Below are 17,714 nucleotides of genomic sequence, written 5' to 3' on the forward strand. Positions count from 1 at the left end.
GACAATTTCATGTAGAAATTTAATCAGTATACCAATTAAATATTATAATCAAGAAAAAACTTGCATAAACTATTAACAAAACTGCACAAACATGATAAAATAGACATAGTTGAGTTTGTAATTTAACAGGAAGGTGTGAGAATAATGTTTGCTGAAGAACGCCGAGAAATGATATTGGCTCAGTTAAAATCAAAAGGAAGAATACTTGCAAAGGATTTAGCAAAAGAGTTTGGTACTTCAATAGATACCATAAGAAGGGATCTTACAGCCATGGAAGAACGAGGTCTTTTAAAAAGAACTCATGGAGGTGCTATTCCTCTTTCAAAGGTTAGAAGATTCCCAATAGATGAAAAGTTAAGATATGGGGAAGGTACTGAACATCAAAATGCTGTTGCAAAGCTAGCAGTAAGATACATAGAACAGGGAGATACTATATTTATAGGCGGTGCCAGTATACATTATGTCTTATTGAAATATCTTCCTTTAGATAAAGATTATACCGTAATTACAAACTCTCTAATTATTGCTGAGAAGTTAAAACTATTAAATAACGTAGAAACTTATATAGTTTGTGGAAAAATAAAAGATGAAGAAGGAATAATTGATGCTTTAGCTACGGAATTTATAAGAACACTTAGAATAGATGTAGCATTCCTAACTGGAGGAGGATTTTCAGCAAGACATGGACTTAGCAGTTCTACTCCTGAAGGTTCTGCCTTTCAAAGAGCAGTAGCGGAGGTATCAAGAAAAAAGATATGTCTTGCTAATTTTGATAAAATAGGCACAGAATTTTTTTCTAGAACCTTGGAAGCAAAAGAATTGGACTTACTAATTACAGACTGGGAAGCTCCAGATAAGGAAATAGAGAAAATAAAAAAATTAGGTATAAAGGTTATTATAGCTAAATAAAGACAAAACTATATTCTATGATACTATGTGTTTTTTATGATTAATTTAGAAGATAATTCTAAATTTAATAAATATAAATATAAACAAAAGGAGATAAAAGATTATGAAAGTGGATTTCTATACTTCCAAAAGAGAATATAATGAAAAAAAAGCCGAGTTTGATAGAGCTATTCAAGCTGTTATTGAAAGTGGGAGCTTTATACTTGGAAATCAAGTAGCAGACTTTGAAAAAGCAGTACAAGAGTATACAGGAGCAAAACATGCCATAGGAGTTGCCTCAGGTACAGACGCTTTAGTTATCGCTTCAGACATACTTGGATTTAAGGATGGAAAGGAAGTAATAACTTCACCATTTACTTTTTTGGCCTCAGCATCATGTATCATAAGACACAAAGGAAAACCTGTGTTTGTAGATATTGATGAAGAAACTTTTAGCATAGATGTAAATAAAATAGAGGAAAAAGTAAATGAAAACACCGTAGGAATACTTCCAATACATTTATTTAATCAAATAGCAGATATGGATAAGATAATGGATATAGCATCTAGACATAATCTTAAAGTTCTAGAAGACGCTGCAGAAGCCTTTGGAATGAGATGGAAAGGAAATGGTACAGAATATAAAAGTTCAGGATGTATAGGAGATTTTGGAGTTTATTCCTTCTTCCCAACAAAAACCTTAGGTGGATATGGTGATGGAGGAATGATAGTAACTAATGATGATGAATTAGCAAGGCTTGCAAGGAGTTACAGGGTGCATGGAGCATCAAAGAAATATCACTATGATTTCATAGGCTATAATTCAAGACTTGATGCTCTTCAAGCAGCCGTTCTATCTGTAAAACTAAAATACATAGATGAAGCTATTAAAAAGAGAGAAGAAGTAGCTAAGCTTTATATAGAAAGATTAAGTGAAATTGAAGAAATAAAAATACCTAAGATTAAAGGCCACCAAAAACCTGTTTATTATGTATTTAATATATTAGTACAAAATAGAGATGGACTTGCAGAACATCTTAAGAAGAATGAGATAGGATACAGCATTTATTATCCAATGCCACTTCATATGCAAAAGGCATTCCAATATTTAGGATATAAAGAAGGAGATTTCCCAGTGGCTGAAAGGTTATCAAAAGAAGTTATTGCTCTTCCAATTTATCCTGAAATCACTACAGAAGAAATTGAATTTGTATGTGATACTATTAAGAATTTCTACAGAAAGTAGTTTAATTAAAGAAGGGAAGGATTTATCATGGCAAATAAAAAGATACCATTTTCACCACCGGATATAACTCAATCAGAAATAGATGCAGTAATAGAAGTTATGAAATCAGGATGGATTACATCAGGTCCTAAAGTAGCTAAGTTTGAAGAAAATGTATCAAATTATTGTAAAGCAAACCATGCAGTAGCAGTAGCAAGTGCCACTGCTGGAATGGAATTAGTACTAAAATGCCTTGGAGTAGGAGAAGGTGATGAGGTAATAACAACACCATACACATACACTTCTACATCCAATGTAATTCTTCATAGAGGAGCAAAGCCAGTTTTTGTAGATGTAGAAAAAGATAGCTTTTTAATTGATATAAATAAAATAGGGGATGCTATAACTGAAAAAACAAAAGCTATAATGACAGTAGATGTTGCAGGAGTACCTGTGGACTATGATGCAATTAGAGAAGTAATAAAATCTAAAGGAAGAGAAGATATAATTCTTTTATCTGACTCTGCTCATTCTATTGGTGCAAGCTATAAAGGAAAAAAAGTAGGGGGACAAATGGATTTTCATGTGTTCTCATATCATGCAGTAAAAAATCTTACAACTGCTGAAGGTGGTGGAATTACATATAATGATAACCACTTCCATGGAAAAGAAGACTTATATAAGGAATTTAAATATTCTTCAGTAAACGGTCAATCAAAGGACGCTTTGACAAAGATGCAGGCAGGAGCTTGGGAATATGATATTATAACAGATGGGCTTAAATGCAATATGACAGACATATCTGCAGCTATAGGACTTGCACAACTTGAGCGTTATGAAGATATGCTGTCAAAGAGAAGAGCTATATTTGACACCTATAATAGAATACTTGGAGAAAAGGATTGGGCTATACTTCCTTTCAGTAAGGATGAAAATAAAGAAACAAGTTATCACCTATATTTGTTGAGAATAAAAGGCTTTAACGAAGAACAAAGAAATTTGGTTATAAAGATGTTAGCAGAGAAGGATATAGCAACAAACGTTCACTATAAACCTCTTCCAATGTTCACTCTTTATAAAAACTTAGGATACAAAATGGAAGACTATCCAAATGCTTATGCGCAGTACGAAAATGAGATAACATTACCACTTTATTCAATACTTGCCTTAGAGGATGCTGAATATGTGGCAAAGGAACTAGTTAAATGTGTTGAGAAAGTATTAACTACTAAAGCTTAAAGAAATATAAAATTGTGATAAAAAATAAGACCGGGAACTTTCTCGGTCTTATTTTTTACAGAATGTATTCAGTTAATTCAAGATATGGAATTAAGAAAAAAAGTTTAATGTACTAACGTCAATATTAAGCCTATCCAATAAAACTTCAATTTTTGTTTTAGATTGAAGTAAAAGTCTTTCAAGAAGTTCAAACTTTTCAGAGGTTGCCCTATAAGCAGGAATACTTACGCCAAGGGCTAATACAACTTGCTTATCTTTACGAATTGGAACAGAAATACACTGAATTTGATCAGTAACTTCTTGTATATCCATAGCAATATTTGTTTTCTTTATATCACAGAGTTGGCCATACAATACGTTAAAGTCAGTTATTGTATTTTCAGTATAAGGTTCTAGGCCATTAGGATAAAGTGCAAGCAATTCTGACAAGGAACAATCACATAATAAAGCTTTACCTAGAGCTGTACAGTAGGCAGGTAACTTTTTACCCACGGATGAAATTAATCTAATAGGCTCCGGGGAATCTACTTTAGCTATATAAAGAACTTTATCTTTATCTAGTACACCTAGTTGGCAAGTTTCTAAGCATTTATCAACTATAAGCTGCATCTCCTCAGTAATAAAATTTAGAACATTTAAATTCTCTAAATAAGAGGAACCAACAGCAAAGGTATTAATGCCTATTGTATACTTGGACGTTTGCTTATCAATTGTGATAAACTTTCTTTGTAATAATGTATGGATAACAGGGAAAATACTACTCTTCGGTGCATTAATAGCACTAGCAATCTCAGTTAGGGTATACCCCCCGGAAGAAAATGCAAGCAATTCTAATATATCTAAGACACGAGAAGTAGGTCTATGTTCATTTTTTGTCAAAATAATACCTCCTTTAGAAAAATAAAAGCAACAGTATAATAACAAAAAAGTCAATTTTTTTCAAGAGAAAGAAAAGTTTTAATATTTTTATTATTAAATTATACTCCACATATTGACATTGTTATATGGACTTGGTATTATAATTACATAGTTCGTATTTAAGATATGCATTCGTAAATACGAACGAAGGTAAATAGATTAATTGTGAAATCTTAATAAATTTCACAAAAATAAAAATATTTAAACACTGTATCTAATTACTGGATATAGAATACTATTGGCAAATCTCAAGAAATAATAAAAAGTTATACTTCATATGATAATTCTATTTAAAAAGCAGTTTGTAAGTAGTATTAAGTTAAAATGACTATAAGAATATCCAGTAATTAAATTTTAGTGTAATTAAAAATAATAACTAAAGGAGGAGCTGTATGAGTATTTATTACATTCCACCAATCAATTTGGTTGGTAAAGGATGCCTTGCAGAGGCAAAAGAACCTATAAAATTATTAGGTGCTAAAAAAGCATTTGTTGTAAGTGACAAATTCCTTACTTCAAATGGAACTGTAAAAAAAGTAACAGATTTATTAGATGAGATTGGAGTTGGATACATAGTTTATGATGATGTAAAGCCAAACCCAACAGTTACAAATGTAAACAATGGTTTAGAAATACTAAAAAAAGAACAATGTGACATTGTTATAACCATTGGTGGGGGTTCACCTCAGGATTGCGGGAAAGCAATAGCTGTTCTTGCAACAAATGGTGGCACTACAAAAGATTATGAAGGTGTTAATAAAACAAGCAAGAAATGCCTTCCAATAGTTGCAATTGCAACAACTGCGGGTACTTCTGCTGAAGTTACAATAAATTATGTAATTACAGACGAAGAACGCCATGTAAAAATGATTATGGTTGACAGAAATGCATTAGCTTCAATTACAGTAAATGATCCAGAACTTATGTTAAGCAAACCGGCACCTTTAACAGCTGCAACAGGTATGGATGCATTAACACATGCAATAGAAGCTGTAGTAGCAAAGGGAGCATACGATGTAACAGATTCAACTGCTTTATATGCAATTAAACAAATATTTGAGTTTCTTCCAAGAGCTGTTAAGGATGGCAGTGATATAGAAGCAAGAGAGCAGATGTGTTATGCTTGTTTCTTAAACGGTATTGCCTTTAGCAATGCTGGACTCGGAAATGTACATGCAATGGCACATCAGCTAGGTGGTTTATATGACTTACCACACGGTGTATGCAATGCTATGCTTCTTCCATTTGTTGAGGAAGAAAATGCAAAAGCTGTTCCAGCTAAATTTCGTCCAATTGCTAAAATTATTGGCATGGATGTAACTGGAAAAACAGATGAAGAATGTGTTGATTTTGTAATTAGTAAAATAAAAGCTCTTTCAGAAGAAGTAGGTATTCCTAAGTCATTAAAACAGGTTGGTGTAGATAATCCAGACTTCGAAAAACTTGCTGAATTTGCTATGAATGATGCTTGTGCTGGTGCAAATCCTGTATTCTTTACTAAAGAAAAGTTAATTGAACTATTTAAGAAAATAGCTTAAATAATAAAATTTTAGTTGTATACCATTAAAGATTTAAGGCAAATGTGACTATATAGTGATGGCTAAAAAGTAATACATAAAATGAGAATTTAATGTAAACGGATTCAAAAAATGCTAGTTAAGTTTTAAATAAAATTTTATATAACTTTTAGTAGGGGGAAATTATTATGATTATGAAGTTTCTTAAAAAAGTACCAGCTGGTATGATGATTGTTCCATTACTTATCGGTTCATTTTTAAACACCTTTTTCCCAGAAGCTTTGAAAATTGGATCTTTTACTACAGCTACATTTTCAAGTGCAGGTGCAGCAACTGCCATGGGAATTCAGTTATTCTGTTTAGGAACTACACTACAACTTAAGGACATGCCAAAGGTTCTTAAGCGTGGAGGAATACTACTACTGTCCAAATTTATAATAGGTGCTGCTATAGGTATTATAGTTGGTAAAGTATTTGGAATGGCAGGGGTTTTAGGTTTAACAGCATTATCAGTAATAAGCGCCGTAACAAACAGTAACGGTAGCGTTTACTTGGCATTAATGAAGTCTTATGGAGATGTAACAGACTGTGCAGCAATGGCACTTTTAGCATTAAATGATGGACCTTTCTTTACATTAATAGCTTTAGGAGCATCAGGACTTGCCAATATTCCAGGAAAGGCTTTACTTGCAACAGTAATTCCAATAATCGTAGGTATGATACTTGGAAACTTAGATAAGAGCTTAAAAGACTTTTTAGCACCAGCAGGAGATATATTAATACCATTCGTTGGATTAACATTAGGAGCAGGAATCAACTTAACAAACGTTGTTAAGGGAGGTCCACAAGGAATAGTATTAGGTTTAATTACATTTGGAGTGGGTGGAGCATTCATTGTGTTCTGCGATAGAGTAATAGGAAGACGTCCAGGATATGCAGGATGGGCAGTTGCAACAACTGCTGGAAATGCTATAGCTGTGCCTGCAGCTGTTGCATTAATAGATCCATCATGGGCACCTTATGTAGATATAGCAACATCTCAAGTAGCAGCATCTACAGTTGTTACAGCAATATTAGCACCTTTAATGACTGACTGGTGGGCAAAGAAATATGGATGTCCACAACTTGAGTTGAAGAATCCATCAGGATCAGAAGTAAGTGCATAACTATATTTTAATATATAAATAAAATAAAAAGAAAAAAAGGAGCGATAACTATGATTAATGCATTAATAGTTGAAGAAAAAGATAATGTTATAGTAGCAATTGAACCTATAGCAAAAGGTTCTGAAGTTAACTACAAATTAAAAGATGGTACTGTAAAAACATTAACGGCACAACAAGATATCACAATATATCACAAGTTAGCAGCAGTGGATATTGCAAAAGGTACTCCAATTGTTAAATATGGGGAACATATAGGGGCTGCAGCAGTTGACATTAAAGCTGGAGAGCATGTTCATGAACATAATGTAGAAAGCGTTAGAGAAGAACTGTAAACAAGAAGAACTATAAACAAAATTTAAGGAGGAATTAATTATGAATTTCTATGGATATAAAAGACCAGATGGAAGAGTTGGAGTAAGAAACCACGTTTTAATTTTACCTGCAAGTGTATGTGCTTCAGACACAACAAGATTAGTTGCATCACAAGTTCAAGGAGCTGTAACATTTAACAACCAAAATGGTTGTTCACAGGTTGCTCCGGACCAACAATTCACAATGGATGTAATGGCTGGATTTGCAGCTAACCCTAATATTTATGGTACAGTAGTTATTTCCCTTGGATGTGAAAACTGCCAAATGGATTTAGTTGTTGAAGCGATCAAAGAAAGAACTAATAAGCCTATGAAAACTGTTATTATTCAAGAAGCAGGTGGAACACTTAAAGCAATAGAACAAGCCGTTCGTTATGCTAAAGAGATGGTAGAAGAAGCTAGTATGCAAAGAAGAGAAGAATTCCCAATATCTGAACTAATTGTTGGTACAGAATGTGGTGGATCAGACCCAACATCAGGACTTGCTTCTAATCCTGTAGTAGGAGAGCTTAGTGATAGATTAGTAGACTTAGGAGCAACATCTATATTAAGTGAAACAACTGAGTTTATAGGTGCAGAACATATCTTAGCAAGACGTGGAAAAACTAAAGAAATTAGTGATAGAATATATGAAATAGTTCATAGATACGAAAATGCACTTAGATTAGTTGGAGAAGAAGTTAGAGATGGTAACCCATCACCAGGAAATAAAGCAGGTGGATTAACAACTCTTGAAGAAAAATCTCTTGGATGTATCCATAAAGGTGGACATAGAGAAATAAGTGCTGTATATGATTATGCTAAACAAGTTGATGAAAAGGGATTAGTTATTATGGATACTCCAGGAAACGACCCATCATCAGTTGCAGGTATGATTGCAGGAGGAGCTCAAATAGTTGTATTTACAACTGGACGTGGTACTCCAACTGGTAACCCGATTGCACCAGTTATAAAAATTACAGGAAATAAAATTACTTATAAAAACATGGAAGACAATATGGATTTTGATGCAAGTGGTGTAATTTATGGAACTAAGACTTTAGAAGAATTAGGAGATGAATTACTAAATAAAGTTGTTGAAACAGCAAACGGTAAACTTACAAAGGCAGAATCTCTTGGTTACAATGAGATAGCTATAGCTAGAGTTTGTAACTACGTTTAATAGATATATTTAAGTTTATATTAGGCTTGCATCTTTGCAGGCCTAATTATATGCAAGAAATGAGATAAGTTATAGAGTATAGAAAGGGGGGGGCTTAACATGAAATTTATTTCTTTCAAAGAATCAGGAGAAGAAAAATTAGGAGTTTTATCTAAAGACGGTACTTTAGCAATAGAATTATCCAGTCTTAACCTAAGTAAGAACTTTTACGGTATGATTGATTTAGTAAACAATATTTCAGACTGTGATATGGATACAATCCGAAATATTATATTAGAAGATTCTGTAGATAATATTGTAACATATCCATTGAATAAAATAAGAGTCTGCGCACCAATAAAAAAGCCAATACACGATATTATTTGTGTAGGTGTAAATTATAAAGATCATTTAGAAGAGACTAAGGAAAGCTTTGATAAGAACAGTTTTACAGAACCTAAAAAGACTGTATATTTTTCAAAGAGAGTTACAGAAGCTATTGGTCCAGAGGATAAAATAATAAGTCACTCTGACCTTGATGAAGAGTTAGATTATGAAGTTGAACTAGCAGTTATTATTGGTAAAAGAGGAATAAATATTCCTAAGGATAAGGCCGAAGATTATATTTTCGGTTATACAATAATGAATGATATTTCAGCAAGAGCTCTACAACAGCAGCATCTTCAGTGGTATAGAGGAAAGAGCCTAGATACTTTCACAGCATTAGGACCTGTTGTAGTACATAAAAGTGAAATACCATTTCCAGTTGAATTGAATGTATGCAGTAGAGTAAATGGAGAATTAAGACAAAATTCTAATACTAAGCTTTTTTTAACAGACATTCCAAGCATAATTGCTGAAATTTCTAGTGGAATGACTTTAGAGCCGGGAGATATTATTGCTACAGGTACTCCATCAGGTGTTGGAATGGGATTTAAGCCACCACGATTTATGAAATCTGGAGATGTAGTTGAATGTGAGATTGAAAATATTGGGATATTGAAAAATATCGTTGAATAACAAAACGTATAATAAAAGGAGTGTATATATTATGACAGGAAAATGGTTAACCCCTGTGGTTACTGCATTTGATAAGGACGGAAACATTGACAGTGAAGCAAATAAAAATATCTACGATTTTCTAATTAAAGGTGGAGTAGATGGTTTAGTTATAATGGGCAGCACAGGTGAGTTCTTTACAATGACTATGGAACAAAAGAAGGAATTAATTAAGCTTGCAGTGGAGCATGTAAATAAGAGAACAAAGGTTTTTATAGGTACAAGCTGTATGTCTGCTGATGAAACTATTGAACTTTCTAATTATGCCAATGAAGTTGGAGCAGATGCTGTTATGGTTATAAGCCCATATTATTTTGCTCTATCTAACGAGAGTGTTGAACTTTTCTATGATAAAGTAGCAGAAGGAACAAAAGCAGATATTTATCTATACAATTTCCCAGCTAGAACTGGATATGATTTAACACCAGAAGTTACTTTAAATTTAGCAAGAAAGCACAAAAACATCGTTGGTTATAAAGATACAGTTACAGAAATGGGACACACAAGAGCACTTATAGAAACAATGCATAAAGAGTTCCCAGAATTTGAAGTTTATTCAGGATTTGATGAAAATTTTGCACACAATATACTTAGTGGTGGAGCTGGATGCATTGGGGGTCTTTCTAATTTTGCACCAGAAATATGCTCTGCATGGGTAAAGGCTATAAATGAAAAAGATTTTGATAAGGTTGCTGAAATTCAAAAGATTATTAATGAAATGATGGCAATTTACGATATTGGGACACCATTCATTCCTATTGTTAAGAAAGCCATGATGATAAGAGGAATTGAGATGCAGGATTACTGCACTGTCCCATTTATTCAGGCTAATGATGAACAAACAGCTAAGATTAAGACGTTAATGGAAAAATTAAACTTAATCTAAGAAGGTGAAATTATCATGGCCTTAAATTATACAGAAAACCTTGAAAAGGGAATTGAGTTATTGCAAAAAAGAGGAGCCTTTCTCACTGTAAAAGATGAAGATAGATTAAATACTATGACCATAGGTTGGGGAAGTGTAGGTTTTCAATGGAGAATACCTGTTTTCGCTGTACTTGTTAGGAAATCAAGGTATACCCATAATCTCATAGAAAATGCTACAGAATTTACAATAAGCATACCTTTTGAAGAGGAATTAAAGAAAAGTTTAGTATTTTGTGGTACAAAGTCAGGAAGAGATTTTGATAAATTTCAAGAATGTGACTTAAAGACTGAGGGCGGTAAAGAAGTAAGCACTCCGGTGATAGCAAACTGCGGACTTATATATGAATGTAAAATAATATATAAGCAAGATATGGATCCAAGCTTATTAGATGAAGATTTAGATAAGAATTGCTATCCAGATAAAGATTACCATACCATGTATTTTGGTAAAATTGTAGCTTGTTATATGAATAAATAGTTAATGGAAAAGCTCCAGCAAATATTTACTGGGGCTTTTTTATAAGTTGAACTTGAGTTTTTTTATATAATTATATTGCTTTATTATCTTCTTGCATGATTAAATCTTCCTCATTAACGAGGTTGCTATCTTGGTACTGAACTTTAATCGATTTTATATAGTCGTTCCTTTTCTGAAGATTAACCATTCCTCTCATGCAAACTGCAAGAAACATTGTTCCTATGATTAAAAACAGGAAGTTTTCCTTTTCAAATTTAAAGCTATAGAATTCGCTTATGAAATTATCTTTTTCTTTGCTGTGAATTTTATAGGAAAATAATATATTTTTTACTTTAGCTATATCATCTATACTTTGCTCATCTGAATAATTTTCAATAAAATCAATTAAACTATTATGATTAATAACTTTAACTGAGATATCAGTATTTCTTGATGAGTTACACACATCATTTTTGATTGCAATTACGTCAATAATTGGATATTTATAATTAATGATTTTTTCTAATACCTTTTTATAATTTCTACATTGTAAATCAAGGCTACTAACTCTAGTTTCTTCATTCATATTGTCTTTAATACAATTTTCTATAGAATCAACCAATATAGGATTAGATAAGGTTTTAACCTCAATATTAAATATAGCATTAGGGCTAATTACTATGTGATTGAAATGTTGTTCTAAGTTATCTACTTTTAGACTAATATCCTCAATAACTTTAAATTTTTCTTTATCTAAACATTGAAGAGCATATTTAACTTGCTTATCTATTCTTTTATTTGCTGCTCTAATTATTCTATCTTTATAAAAATCCTTAAGTATACTTATAATTTCGCCTGGCGTTTTGCTAGAGACAAAAACAGTTAAGCCTATTAATATAAGAGATACGGGAATAACCATCCACGGAGCATCGGGAGATAGATTACGACTAATAGATAGCCTAATGAGACATAATCCTGATACAATATATAAAAGACCTATAACTCTGTTAAATAGTCTTAAGGCAAAGGATTTCATTTAAACACTTCCTTCTTTATTTTGGTAAGTAACACATAATAATAATATTTTATACCTTTTTATGAAATTATATGTATATAGTTAATTTTACATTAATTTAAACAAAATTGATATCTTATTAAAATGTTACTGGATAGCTTTTTGATGAATTTCCATGTATGGAAGCATATATATAGTGGGAAAAGATAAAGTAATTATCTTACTCCCACTTTTAATTTGATTAAAAAATTTAGTTAGAATTTACAAATCTACTTAGTTTATAGATAAAAAATTAGCTGCAAAAGGATAGTGCCTTAACATTATAAGTCTAGATTCAAATTTAATGTATTCTTTGGCAAGATATTTAAAGTCTAATCTAGTGGCGGTGTCCATTAAGTAAGCGGATCTTGTAGAGCCTTCTTTTCGATTTTCATTTAGAGCTTTAATTATTTCATTCGCAGTTTTTATTCCTATTCCATGACCATAATATGTTCCATCTCCTAGATCTATGGCGTTTTCCCCTTGCCATTCTGGAGTTTTTGGATTTACGTCAGGATTTTTAAAATATCTACAATCACCTGGGAAATAATCTATAACATTTGAATAGGTTGCAATTCCAAGGTCATCATCAAGGTATTTCCAATTCATTAAGTATATGTGATCAAATAATCTATTAAATAGTTTTCTAGGAAGTATATCTAATAAAGCCTTATAATAAAGAATAACTATAGCAGTAGAACATTCTGTACCGTACATGGAGCTATTCAAATATATGTCTTCAATTGCAGCATAAGGTTCTACACCTCTTTTTAACAAAAAACCTCCTTCAGAGGTTAGAGTCCAGTATTTTGGATTGCATTTAGCCTCCTTAAATACTCTAAATCTAAAATTGCTCTTATATAGATCCCTAGAAGCTTTAATAATACTTAGCCTTAAATCTAGTTCAAATTTTAGTTCCTTTAGAGAATCAAATCTGTAGATTTTGTTACTGGAGGTCATAGTGTTTACAATTTTTTCTTCAAGAGGTTTTAAGTTATATTGCTTGTTTATGTCATCAGTGCTCATAATTTTATTGGAGATTATTAACATTGCTATCCTCCTATTAATTGAAAAACTATACATTATATACTATGAAATAACTAATAAGTTGCTAATTTTTTTAAAAACAATAGATATGGAATTGGTGTTTTTTGATATAGTTGACTATATAAGTTGATAGATATATAATTTAAATGAATATAGTAATAATTACTGTTTAAAGAAGTTAAAAATATATAAGCGTTTGGTGGGGACTATGGAAACATATAAGAAAAGGCTTTTATCAACTATAAATTATACGATTACTTTTCTAAAGTGGATTTTAATAGCAGCAGTAATTGGTTTAATTGGAGGAAGTATAGGAAGCTTATTTCATGTAAGTGTTGAATTTGCTACATATTTTAGACAAAAGCACAATTGGTTAATTATGCTTTTGCCATTTGGCGGTATCATAATAGTTTGGCTTTACAAATTATGCAAGATGCCTGTAAACATAGGAACAAACCAGGTTATAGAATCCATACGTTCTGATGAGAAAGTTCCTTTTGTTATGGCTCCTCTTATTTTTGTGAGTACAGTAATAACTCACCTATTAGGTGGATCAGCAGGAAGGGAAGGAGCGGCACTGCAGCTTGGAGGAAGCATAGGTTCTCAAGTAGGTAAGATTTTTCGTCTAGATGAAAAGGATATGCACCTGATTACACTTTGTGGAATGAGCAGTGTATTTTCAGCATTGTTTGGAACACCTTTGACTGCCACTTTTTTTGCAATGGAAGTTATTAGTGTAGGTGTAATTTATTATTCAAGCTTTCTACCTTGTATTACAGCTTCTATTGTAGCCTATACCATTTCTTTACTATTCAATGTGGAGCCTGTTCGATATACTTTAAAGGTTATACCTAAAGTATCTCTTCCTATTATAATAAAAATAATGGTATTATCAGTTCTTTGTGCAGGTGTAAGCATAGTATTATGTATGATTATGCATAATACTCAAGAACTTATGAAAAAGAAAGTTAAAAATGAGTTCCTTCGTATTGCTGTAGGAGGGATATTAATAATTGTTTTAACTTCTCTTGTTGGCTCAATGGATTATAATGGAGCAGGCATGGACATAATTTCAAAGGCAATAGCTGGAGAAGCAAGGCCTGAAGCTTTTATTTTAAAAATAATTTTCACAGCTATTACTATTGGAACAGGTTTTAAAGGAGGAGAAATTGTACCAACCTTTTTTGTAGGATCAACTTTCGGTTGCTTAGTTGGAGGACTTTTAGGAATTGATCCGGGATTTGGGGCTGCAATTGGCCTAGTTGCGTTATTTTGTGGTGTAGTTAATAGTCCGATAGCTTCTGTTATTTTGAGTATTGAACTCTTTGGATCTCATGGAATTATATTATTTGCAATTGCCTGCAGTGTTAGTTATATGATGTCTGGATATTATGGCCTTTACAGCAGCCAAAAGATAATGTATTCTAAGCTTAAAGCTGAATTCATCAATATTAACGCAAAATAAAAACAAAGTCTATATCCTATTTAAATTAGTGATATACTAATGTAAGTGGGATATAGATTTTATTTTTTGTAAAATAAGAATTAACATAAGATAATGGATGGGAGGAGAACTATACATATGGGAAAATCTCTAGTTCTAGCCGAAAAGCCTTCTGTTGGAAGGGATATAGCTAGAGTTTTAAAGTGTAATAAAAAAGGAAATGGATATATAGAAGGAGACAAATATATAGTAACATGGGCATTAGGACATTTAGTTACTTTAGCTGATCCAGAGGTATATGATGATAAGTATAAGAGCTGGAAGTTAGAGGATTTACCTATGCTGCCCAAACCACTAAAACTTGTTGTTATAAAGCAGAGTAGTAAGCAATTTAATATAGTTAAAGAACAAATTAATAGAAAAGATGTTACAGAGGTTATTATTGCAACAGATTCTGGACGTGAAGGTGAACTTGTGGCTCGTTGGATTCTAGAGAAAGCTAGAGTTAATAAGCCTACAAAGAGACTCTGGATATCATCACAAACGGATAAAGCAATACTTGATGGGTTTAAAAATTTAAAGCCTTCAGTGCAATATGATAACCTTTATAAAGCAGCGGCATGCAGAGCAGAGGCAGATTGGGTAGTAGGCTTAAATATTACAAGAGCTCTTACTTGTAAGCATAATGCACAACTTACGGCAGGACGTGTACAGTCAGCAACCCTTGCTATGATAGTTAATCGTGAAGAAGAAATAAGAACCTTTAAGCCTAAAGATTATTTTGTAATAAATGCAAAGACAAAGGGTTTTATTCTTCAGTGGAGAGATAAGAATAATAATAGTAATATTTTTGGAGAAGATAAGGTAAATAAAGTTATTTCAGCAACAAAAGGTAAAGAGGGAAATGTAGTTGAAGTTAATGAAAGTCCTAAGAAGCAATTTGCACCTGCACTATATGATTTAACAGAGTTACAAAGAGATGCAAATAGAATCTTTGGATACTCAGCTAAACAAACATTATCCATAATGCAAAGATTATATGAAAATTATAAGGTATTAACTTATCCAAGAACAGACTCAAGATATATTTCTACTGATATAGTAGATACATTAACAGAACGTTTAAAGGCCATTTCTATAGGAAGTTATAGGACATTTGCAACTGAAATATTAAATAGTAAAATAAATGCAAATAAGGGCTTCGTGGATAATAGCAAAGTAAGTGACCATCATGCAATAATTCCAACTGAGGAAAGAGGGAATATAGCTCTTTTAAGCAGTGAAGAAAGACATATTTATGATTTAGTAGTTAAGAGATTCTTATCTGTTATGCTACCACCATATGAATTTTTGCAAACCACTATAAAAGTTGACATTAATGGTGAAAGCTTTGTAGCCAAAGGAAATGTAATAAAATCAAAAGGTTGGAAAAAGGTATACGATAGAGTTGATGACTTAGCAGAAGATGAAGATGAAAAAGATAGTCAAGTATTACCGATAGTTAAAGAAGGTGACAAGTTAAATATAACCTCAGTTGAAAGTAAAAAGCTTAAGACAAAGCCACCTGCAAGATTTAATGAAGGTACGTTACTATCAGCTATGGAAAAACCACAAAAATATGTAGCAGTAGATAAAATTTCTGCTAAAACGCTAGGAGAAACAGGTGGAATAGGAACCGTTGCTACAAGAGCTGATATTATTGAAAAGTTATTTAATATGTTCTATATAGAGAAGAACGGAAAGGAAATAGTTCCTACCTCAAAAGGAAAGCAGCTTATAGAGCTTGTACCAGATGAGTTAAAATCACCATTAATGACAGCTAAATGGGAGCTTGAGTTAGAACTTATAAGTAAAGGAAAGAAAGATCCAAGAGCATTCACAGAGGGAATGAGACAATATGCAGCGGAACTAGTTCAAGATGTTAAGGGAAGTAGTGATAAGTTTAAACATGATAATCTTACTGGCAAGAAGTGCCCGAGCTGTGGTAAGTACATGTTAGAAGTTAAAGGTAAGCATGGAGTAATGAATGTATGTCAGGACAGAGAGTGCGGTCATAGAGAAAATGTAAGTAAGTTTACCAATGCAAGATGTCCAGAATGCAAAAGAGACTAGAGCTTAGGGGACAGGGAGAAGGGCAAATATATATTTGTACAAATACAAATTGTAACTTTAGAGAAAAAGCATCATCTTTTAGCAAGAGATTTAATAGTAAAGCTGATAAGGTAAATAAAAGAGATGTTCAAAATTATATGAATAAAATGAAAAAGGAAGCTGACAGAGATATAAATAATCCATTTGGGGACTTAATGGCTTTATTTAAGGATAAAAACTAAAAATGAAAAGTTAGTAATGAGTGATCTATTCATTACTAACTTTTTTATTTTGCAATTAAATGTATAGTAAAGCTGTTTTTAAATAAACCATTAAATATTAGGTAATCCTCAGCTTTAATGATGTTTCGGAATTACTTTACAATTACATCTCGTCGAATAACTCTTCAATACTTACACCTAAAGCTACTGAGAAAGCCATTACTTCATAATCAGAGATACCGCGTACCTGTTCTTCAATTTTAGAAATCATAGTTTGATCTATTTCTATTCCTTGTATATTGAGTCGTGCGGCTAATTGATCTTGTGTAATTCCCTTTAATTGTCTAATTCGTTTTATTTTCTTCCCAATAATGTTTCTTTCTAGCATAATAATCATCCTTAAAATTTAAATATTATGCATTGATTTTAAATGAAAGAAAATACTATAATATGCGATAATCGCATATTATGAAAATTTTATTAAAAGCGGGTGAATATTATGGAAAAATACAAGCCACAAGTTAAAGATATATCGTTATTTAAAGAAATAGCACAAAATATTATAAATCCCCTAGAAGTTATAAGAGAGGCTTTAAGTAATTCTCACGACGCTGGGGCAAAAAATATATCTATAATAGTTTATAGGAATACTAGTGGTAATTTTGTTATTGAGATCCAAGATGATGGAAAAGGAATGAAGATAGAAGACATACATAGGTTTTTTAATCTAGGAGATTCAAATAAAGCGTCAGTCGGTATAGGAGAAAAAGGGTTAGGTACGAAAACGTACTTTAAAAGTAAAAGAGTAATGGATTTATGTCCATATAGTAGACACAAAAACTCAAATTTTTATGCAGTTTTTCTTAAAGCATCTTCAAGCTGTTGAGGAGTCATATAACCGATACTGCTATGAAGCCTTTTTCTGTTGTACCAGGATTCTATATATTCA

General features: G+C 32.1%; 17 protein-coding genes and 1 pseudogene. 13 read left to right on the forward strand and 5 right to left on the reverse strand.

Annotated features, from left to right (window positions below; all coding sequences use genetic code 11):
• The first annotated feature begins 144 nt into the window (after positions 1-144).
• The 3 genes from CPAL_RS11055 (at position 145) to CPAL_RS11065 (ending at position 3,352) form a co-directional block, all read left to right on the forward strand.
• The gene (locus tag CPAL_RS11055) at positions 145-909 is read left to right on the forward strand and encodes a DeoR/GlpR family DNA-binding transcription regulator (RefSeq protein WP_106024628.1); all 765 of its coding nucleotides are present in this window, start codon (positions 145-147) and stop codon (positions 907-909) included.
• 103 nt (positions 910-1,012) lie between these two features.
• Positions 1,013-2,134, forward strand: coding sequence for a DegT/DnrJ/EryC1/StrS family aminotransferase (locus CPAL_RS11060; protein WP_106024629.1), 1,122 nt, complete (start codon positions 1,013-1,015; stop codon positions 2,132-2,134).
• A 27-nt stretch (positions 2,135-2,161) separates the two neighbouring features.
• Positions 2,162-3,352 carry a DegT/DnrJ/EryC1/StrS family aminotransferase gene (locus CPAL_RS11065; protein ID WP_106024630.1) on the forward strand — a complete coding sequence of 397 codons (1,191 nt, stop codon included), beginning with the start codon at positions 2,162-2,164 and terminating at the stop codon, positions 3,350-3,352.
• Positions 3,353-3,442: 90 nt separating this feature from the next.
• Here the strand turns inward: CPAL_RS11065 and CPAL_RS11070 are convergent, their stop codons facing one another.
• Positions 3,443-4,231, reverse strand: a complete 789-nt coding sequence (locus tag CPAL_RS11070) for an IclR family transcriptional regulator (protein WP_106024631.1) — start codon at positions 4,229-4,231, stop codon at positions 3,443-3,445.
• A 431-nt stretch (positions 4,232-4,662) separates the two neighbouring features.
• Between CPAL_RS11070 and CPAL_RS11075 the strand changes: the two genes are divergently transcribed.
• From CPAL_RS11075 to CPAL_RS11105, 7 genes are all read left to right on the forward strand, one after another.
• Positions 4,663-5,808 carry an iron-containing alcohol dehydrogenase gene (locus tag CPAL_RS11075; RefSeq protein WP_106024632.1) on the forward strand — a complete coding sequence of 382 codons (1,146 nt, stop codon included), beginning with the start codon at positions 4,663-4,665 and terminating at the stop codon, positions 5,806-5,808.
• Between the two features lie 167 nt (positions 5,809-5,975).
• Positions 5,976-6,953, forward strand: a complete 978-nt coding sequence (locus tag CPAL_RS11080) for a 2-keto-3-deoxygluconate permease (RefSeq protein ID WP_106024633.1) — start codon at positions 5,976-5,978, stop codon at positions 6,951-6,953.
• A 50-nt stretch (positions 6,954-7,003) separates the two neighbouring features.
• Positions 7,004-7,285 carry a UxaA family hydrolase gene (locus CPAL_RS11085; protein WP_106024634.1) on the forward strand — a complete coding sequence of 94 codons (282 nt, stop codon included), beginning with the start codon at positions 7,004-7,006 and terminating at the stop codon, positions 7,283-7,285.
• A 40-nt stretch (positions 7,286-7,325) separates the two neighbouring features.
• The gene (locus CPAL_RS11090; protein ID WP_106024635.1) at positions 7,326-8,486 is read left to right on the forward strand and encodes a UxaA family hydrolase; all 1,161 of its coding nucleotides are present in this window, start codon (positions 7,326-7,328) and stop codon (positions 8,484-8,486) included.
• Between the two features lie 99 nt (positions 8,487-8,585).
• A complete protein-coding gene (locus tag CPAL_RS11095) occupies positions 8,586-9,485 on the forward strand; it encodes a fumarylacetoacetate hydrolase family protein (protein ID WP_106024636.1) in 900 nt (299 codons plus the stop codon).
• Positions 9,486-9,516: 31 nt separating this feature from the next.
• Positions 9,517-10,410, forward strand: a complete 894-nt coding sequence (locus CPAL_RS11100; protein ID WP_061858951.1) for a dihydrodipicolinate synthase family protein — start codon at positions 9,517-9,519, stop codon at positions 10,408-10,410.
• Between the two features lie 15 nt (positions 10,411-10,425).
• On the forward strand, positions 10,426-10,929 hold the full coding sequence (locus CPAL_RS11105; protein WP_061858952.1) for a flavin reductase family protein: 504 nt from the start codon (positions 10,426-10,428) through the stop codon (positions 10,927-10,929).
• A 70-nt stretch (positions 10,930-10,999) separates the two neighbouring features.
• Here CPAL_RS11105 and CPAL_RS11110 read toward each other — a convergent pair whose 3' ends face one another.
• Positions 11,000-11,944, reverse strand: a complete 945-nt coding sequence (locus CPAL_RS11110) for a nuclease-related domain-containing protein (protein ID WP_061858953.1) — start codon at positions 11,942-11,944, stop codon at positions 11,000-11,002.
• A 252-nt stretch (positions 11,945-12,196) separates the two neighbouring features.
• A complete protein-coding gene (locus CPAL_RS11115; protein WP_106024637.1) occupies positions 12,197-13,012 on the reverse strand; it encodes a protein-glutamine gamma-glutamyltransferase in 816 nt (271 codons plus the stop codon).
• Between the two features lie 205 nt (positions 13,013-13,217).
• On the opposite strand from CPAL_RS11115, the gene CPAL_RS11120 reads away from it, so the two are divergent.
• The gene (locus CPAL_RS11120) at positions 13,218-14,474 is read left to right on the forward strand and encodes a chloride channel protein (protein WP_106024638.1); all 1,257 of its coding nucleotides are present in this window, start codon (positions 13,218-13,220) and stop codon (positions 14,472-14,474) included.
• A 117-nt stretch (positions 14,475-14,591) separates the two neighbouring features.
• A pseudogene (locus CPAL_RS11125) lies at positions 14,592-16,786 on the forward strand (DNA topoisomerase III).
• A 142-nt stretch (positions 16,787-16,928) separates the two neighbouring features.
• Here the strand turns inward: CPAL_RS11125 and CPAL_RS11130 are convergent.
• Positions 16,929-17,153, reverse strand: coding sequence for a helix-turn-helix domain-containing protein (locus CPAL_RS11130; protein WP_242976313.1), 225 nt, complete (start codon positions 17,151-17,153; stop codon positions 16,929-16,931).
• A gap of 111 nt (positions 17,154-17,264) precedes the next feature.
• On the opposite strand from CPAL_RS11130, the gene CPAL_RS11135 reads away from it, so the two are divergent.
• Positions 17,265-17,651 (forward strand): ATP-binding protein, encoded by a 387-nt coding sequence (locus CPAL_RS11135; protein ID WP_106024640.1) that lies wholly within the window; start codon positions 17,265-17,267, stop codon positions 17,649-17,651.
• On the opposite strand, the gene CPAL_RS14120 is transcribed toward CPAL_RS11135, so the two are convergent.
• A partial coding sequence (locus CPAL_RS14120) for an IS3 family transposase (protein ID WP_341458845.1) occupies positions 17,615-17,714 on the reverse strand: 100 nt, incomplete at its 5' end. The two genes, CPAL_RS11135 and CPAL_RS14120, sit on opposite strands and share 37 nt — an antisense overlap.

Source organism: Clostridium thermopalmarium DSM 5974 (assembly GCF_002995795.1).
Taxonomy (GTDB): Bacteria; Bacillota; Clostridia; order Clostridiales; family Clostridiaceae; genus Clostridium_H; species Clostridium_H thermopalmarium.

Bases quoted from the DNA above. Each gene is read 5' to 3' on its own strand.
- CPAL_RS11100 (WP_061858951.1), top strand. From the start codon at position 9,517: ATGACAGGAAAATGGTTAACCCCTGTGGTTACTGCATTTGATAAGGAC.
- CPAL_RS11115 (WP_106024637.1), bottom strand. From the start codon at position 13,012: ATGTTAATAATCTCCAATAAAATTATGAGCACTGATGACATAAACAAG.
- CPAL_RS11095 (WP_106024636.1), top strand. From the start codon at position 8,586: ATGAAATTTATTTCTTTCAAAGAATCAGGAGAAGAAAAATTAGGAGTT.
- CPAL_RS11085 (WP_106024634.1), top strand. From the start codon at position 7,004: ATGATTAATGCATTAATAGTTGAAGAAAAAGATAATGTTATAGTAGCA.
- CPAL_RS11130 (WP_242976313.1), bottom strand. From the start codon at position 17,153: ATGCTAGAAAGAAACATTATTGGGAAGAAAATAAAACGAATTAGACAA.
- CPAL_RS11060 (WP_106024629.1), top strand. From the start codon at position 1,013: ATGAAAGTGGATTTCTATACTTCCAAAAGAGAATATAATGAAAAAAAA.
- CPAL_RS11110 (WP_061858953.1), bottom strand. From the start codon at position 11,944: ATGAAATCCTTTGCCTTAAGACTATTTAACAGAGTTATAGGTCTTTTA.
- CPAL_RS11120 (WP_106024638.1), top strand. From the start codon at position 13,218: ATGGAAACATATAAGAAAAGGCTTTTATCAACTATAAATTATACGATT.
- CPAL_RS11065 (WP_106024630.1), top strand. From the start codon at position 2,162: ATGGCAAATAAAAAGATACCATTTTCACCACCGGATATAACTCAATCA.
- CPAL_RS11135 (WP_106024640.1), top strand. From the start codon at position 17,265: ATGGAAAAATACAAGCCACAAGTTAAAGATATATCGTTATTTAAAGAA.
- CPAL_RS11080 (WP_106024633.1), top strand. From the start codon at position 5,976: ATGATTATGAAGTTTCTTAAAAAAGTACCAGCTGGTATGATGATTGTT.
- CPAL_RS11090 (WP_106024635.1), top strand. From the start codon at position 7,326: ATGAATTTCTATGGATATAAAAGACCAGATGGAAGAGTTGGAGTAAGA.
- CPAL_RS11105 (WP_061858952.1), top strand. From the start codon at position 10,426: ATGGCCTTAAATTATACAGAAAACCTTGAAAAGGGAATTGAGTTATTG.
- CPAL_RS11075 (WP_106024632.1), top strand. From the start codon at position 4,663: ATGAGTATTTATTACATTCCACCAATCAATTTGGTTGGTAAAGGATGC.
- CPAL_RS11055 (WP_106024628.1), top strand. From the start codon at position 145: ATGTTTGCTGAAGAACGCCGAGAAATGATATTGGCTCAGTTAAAATCA.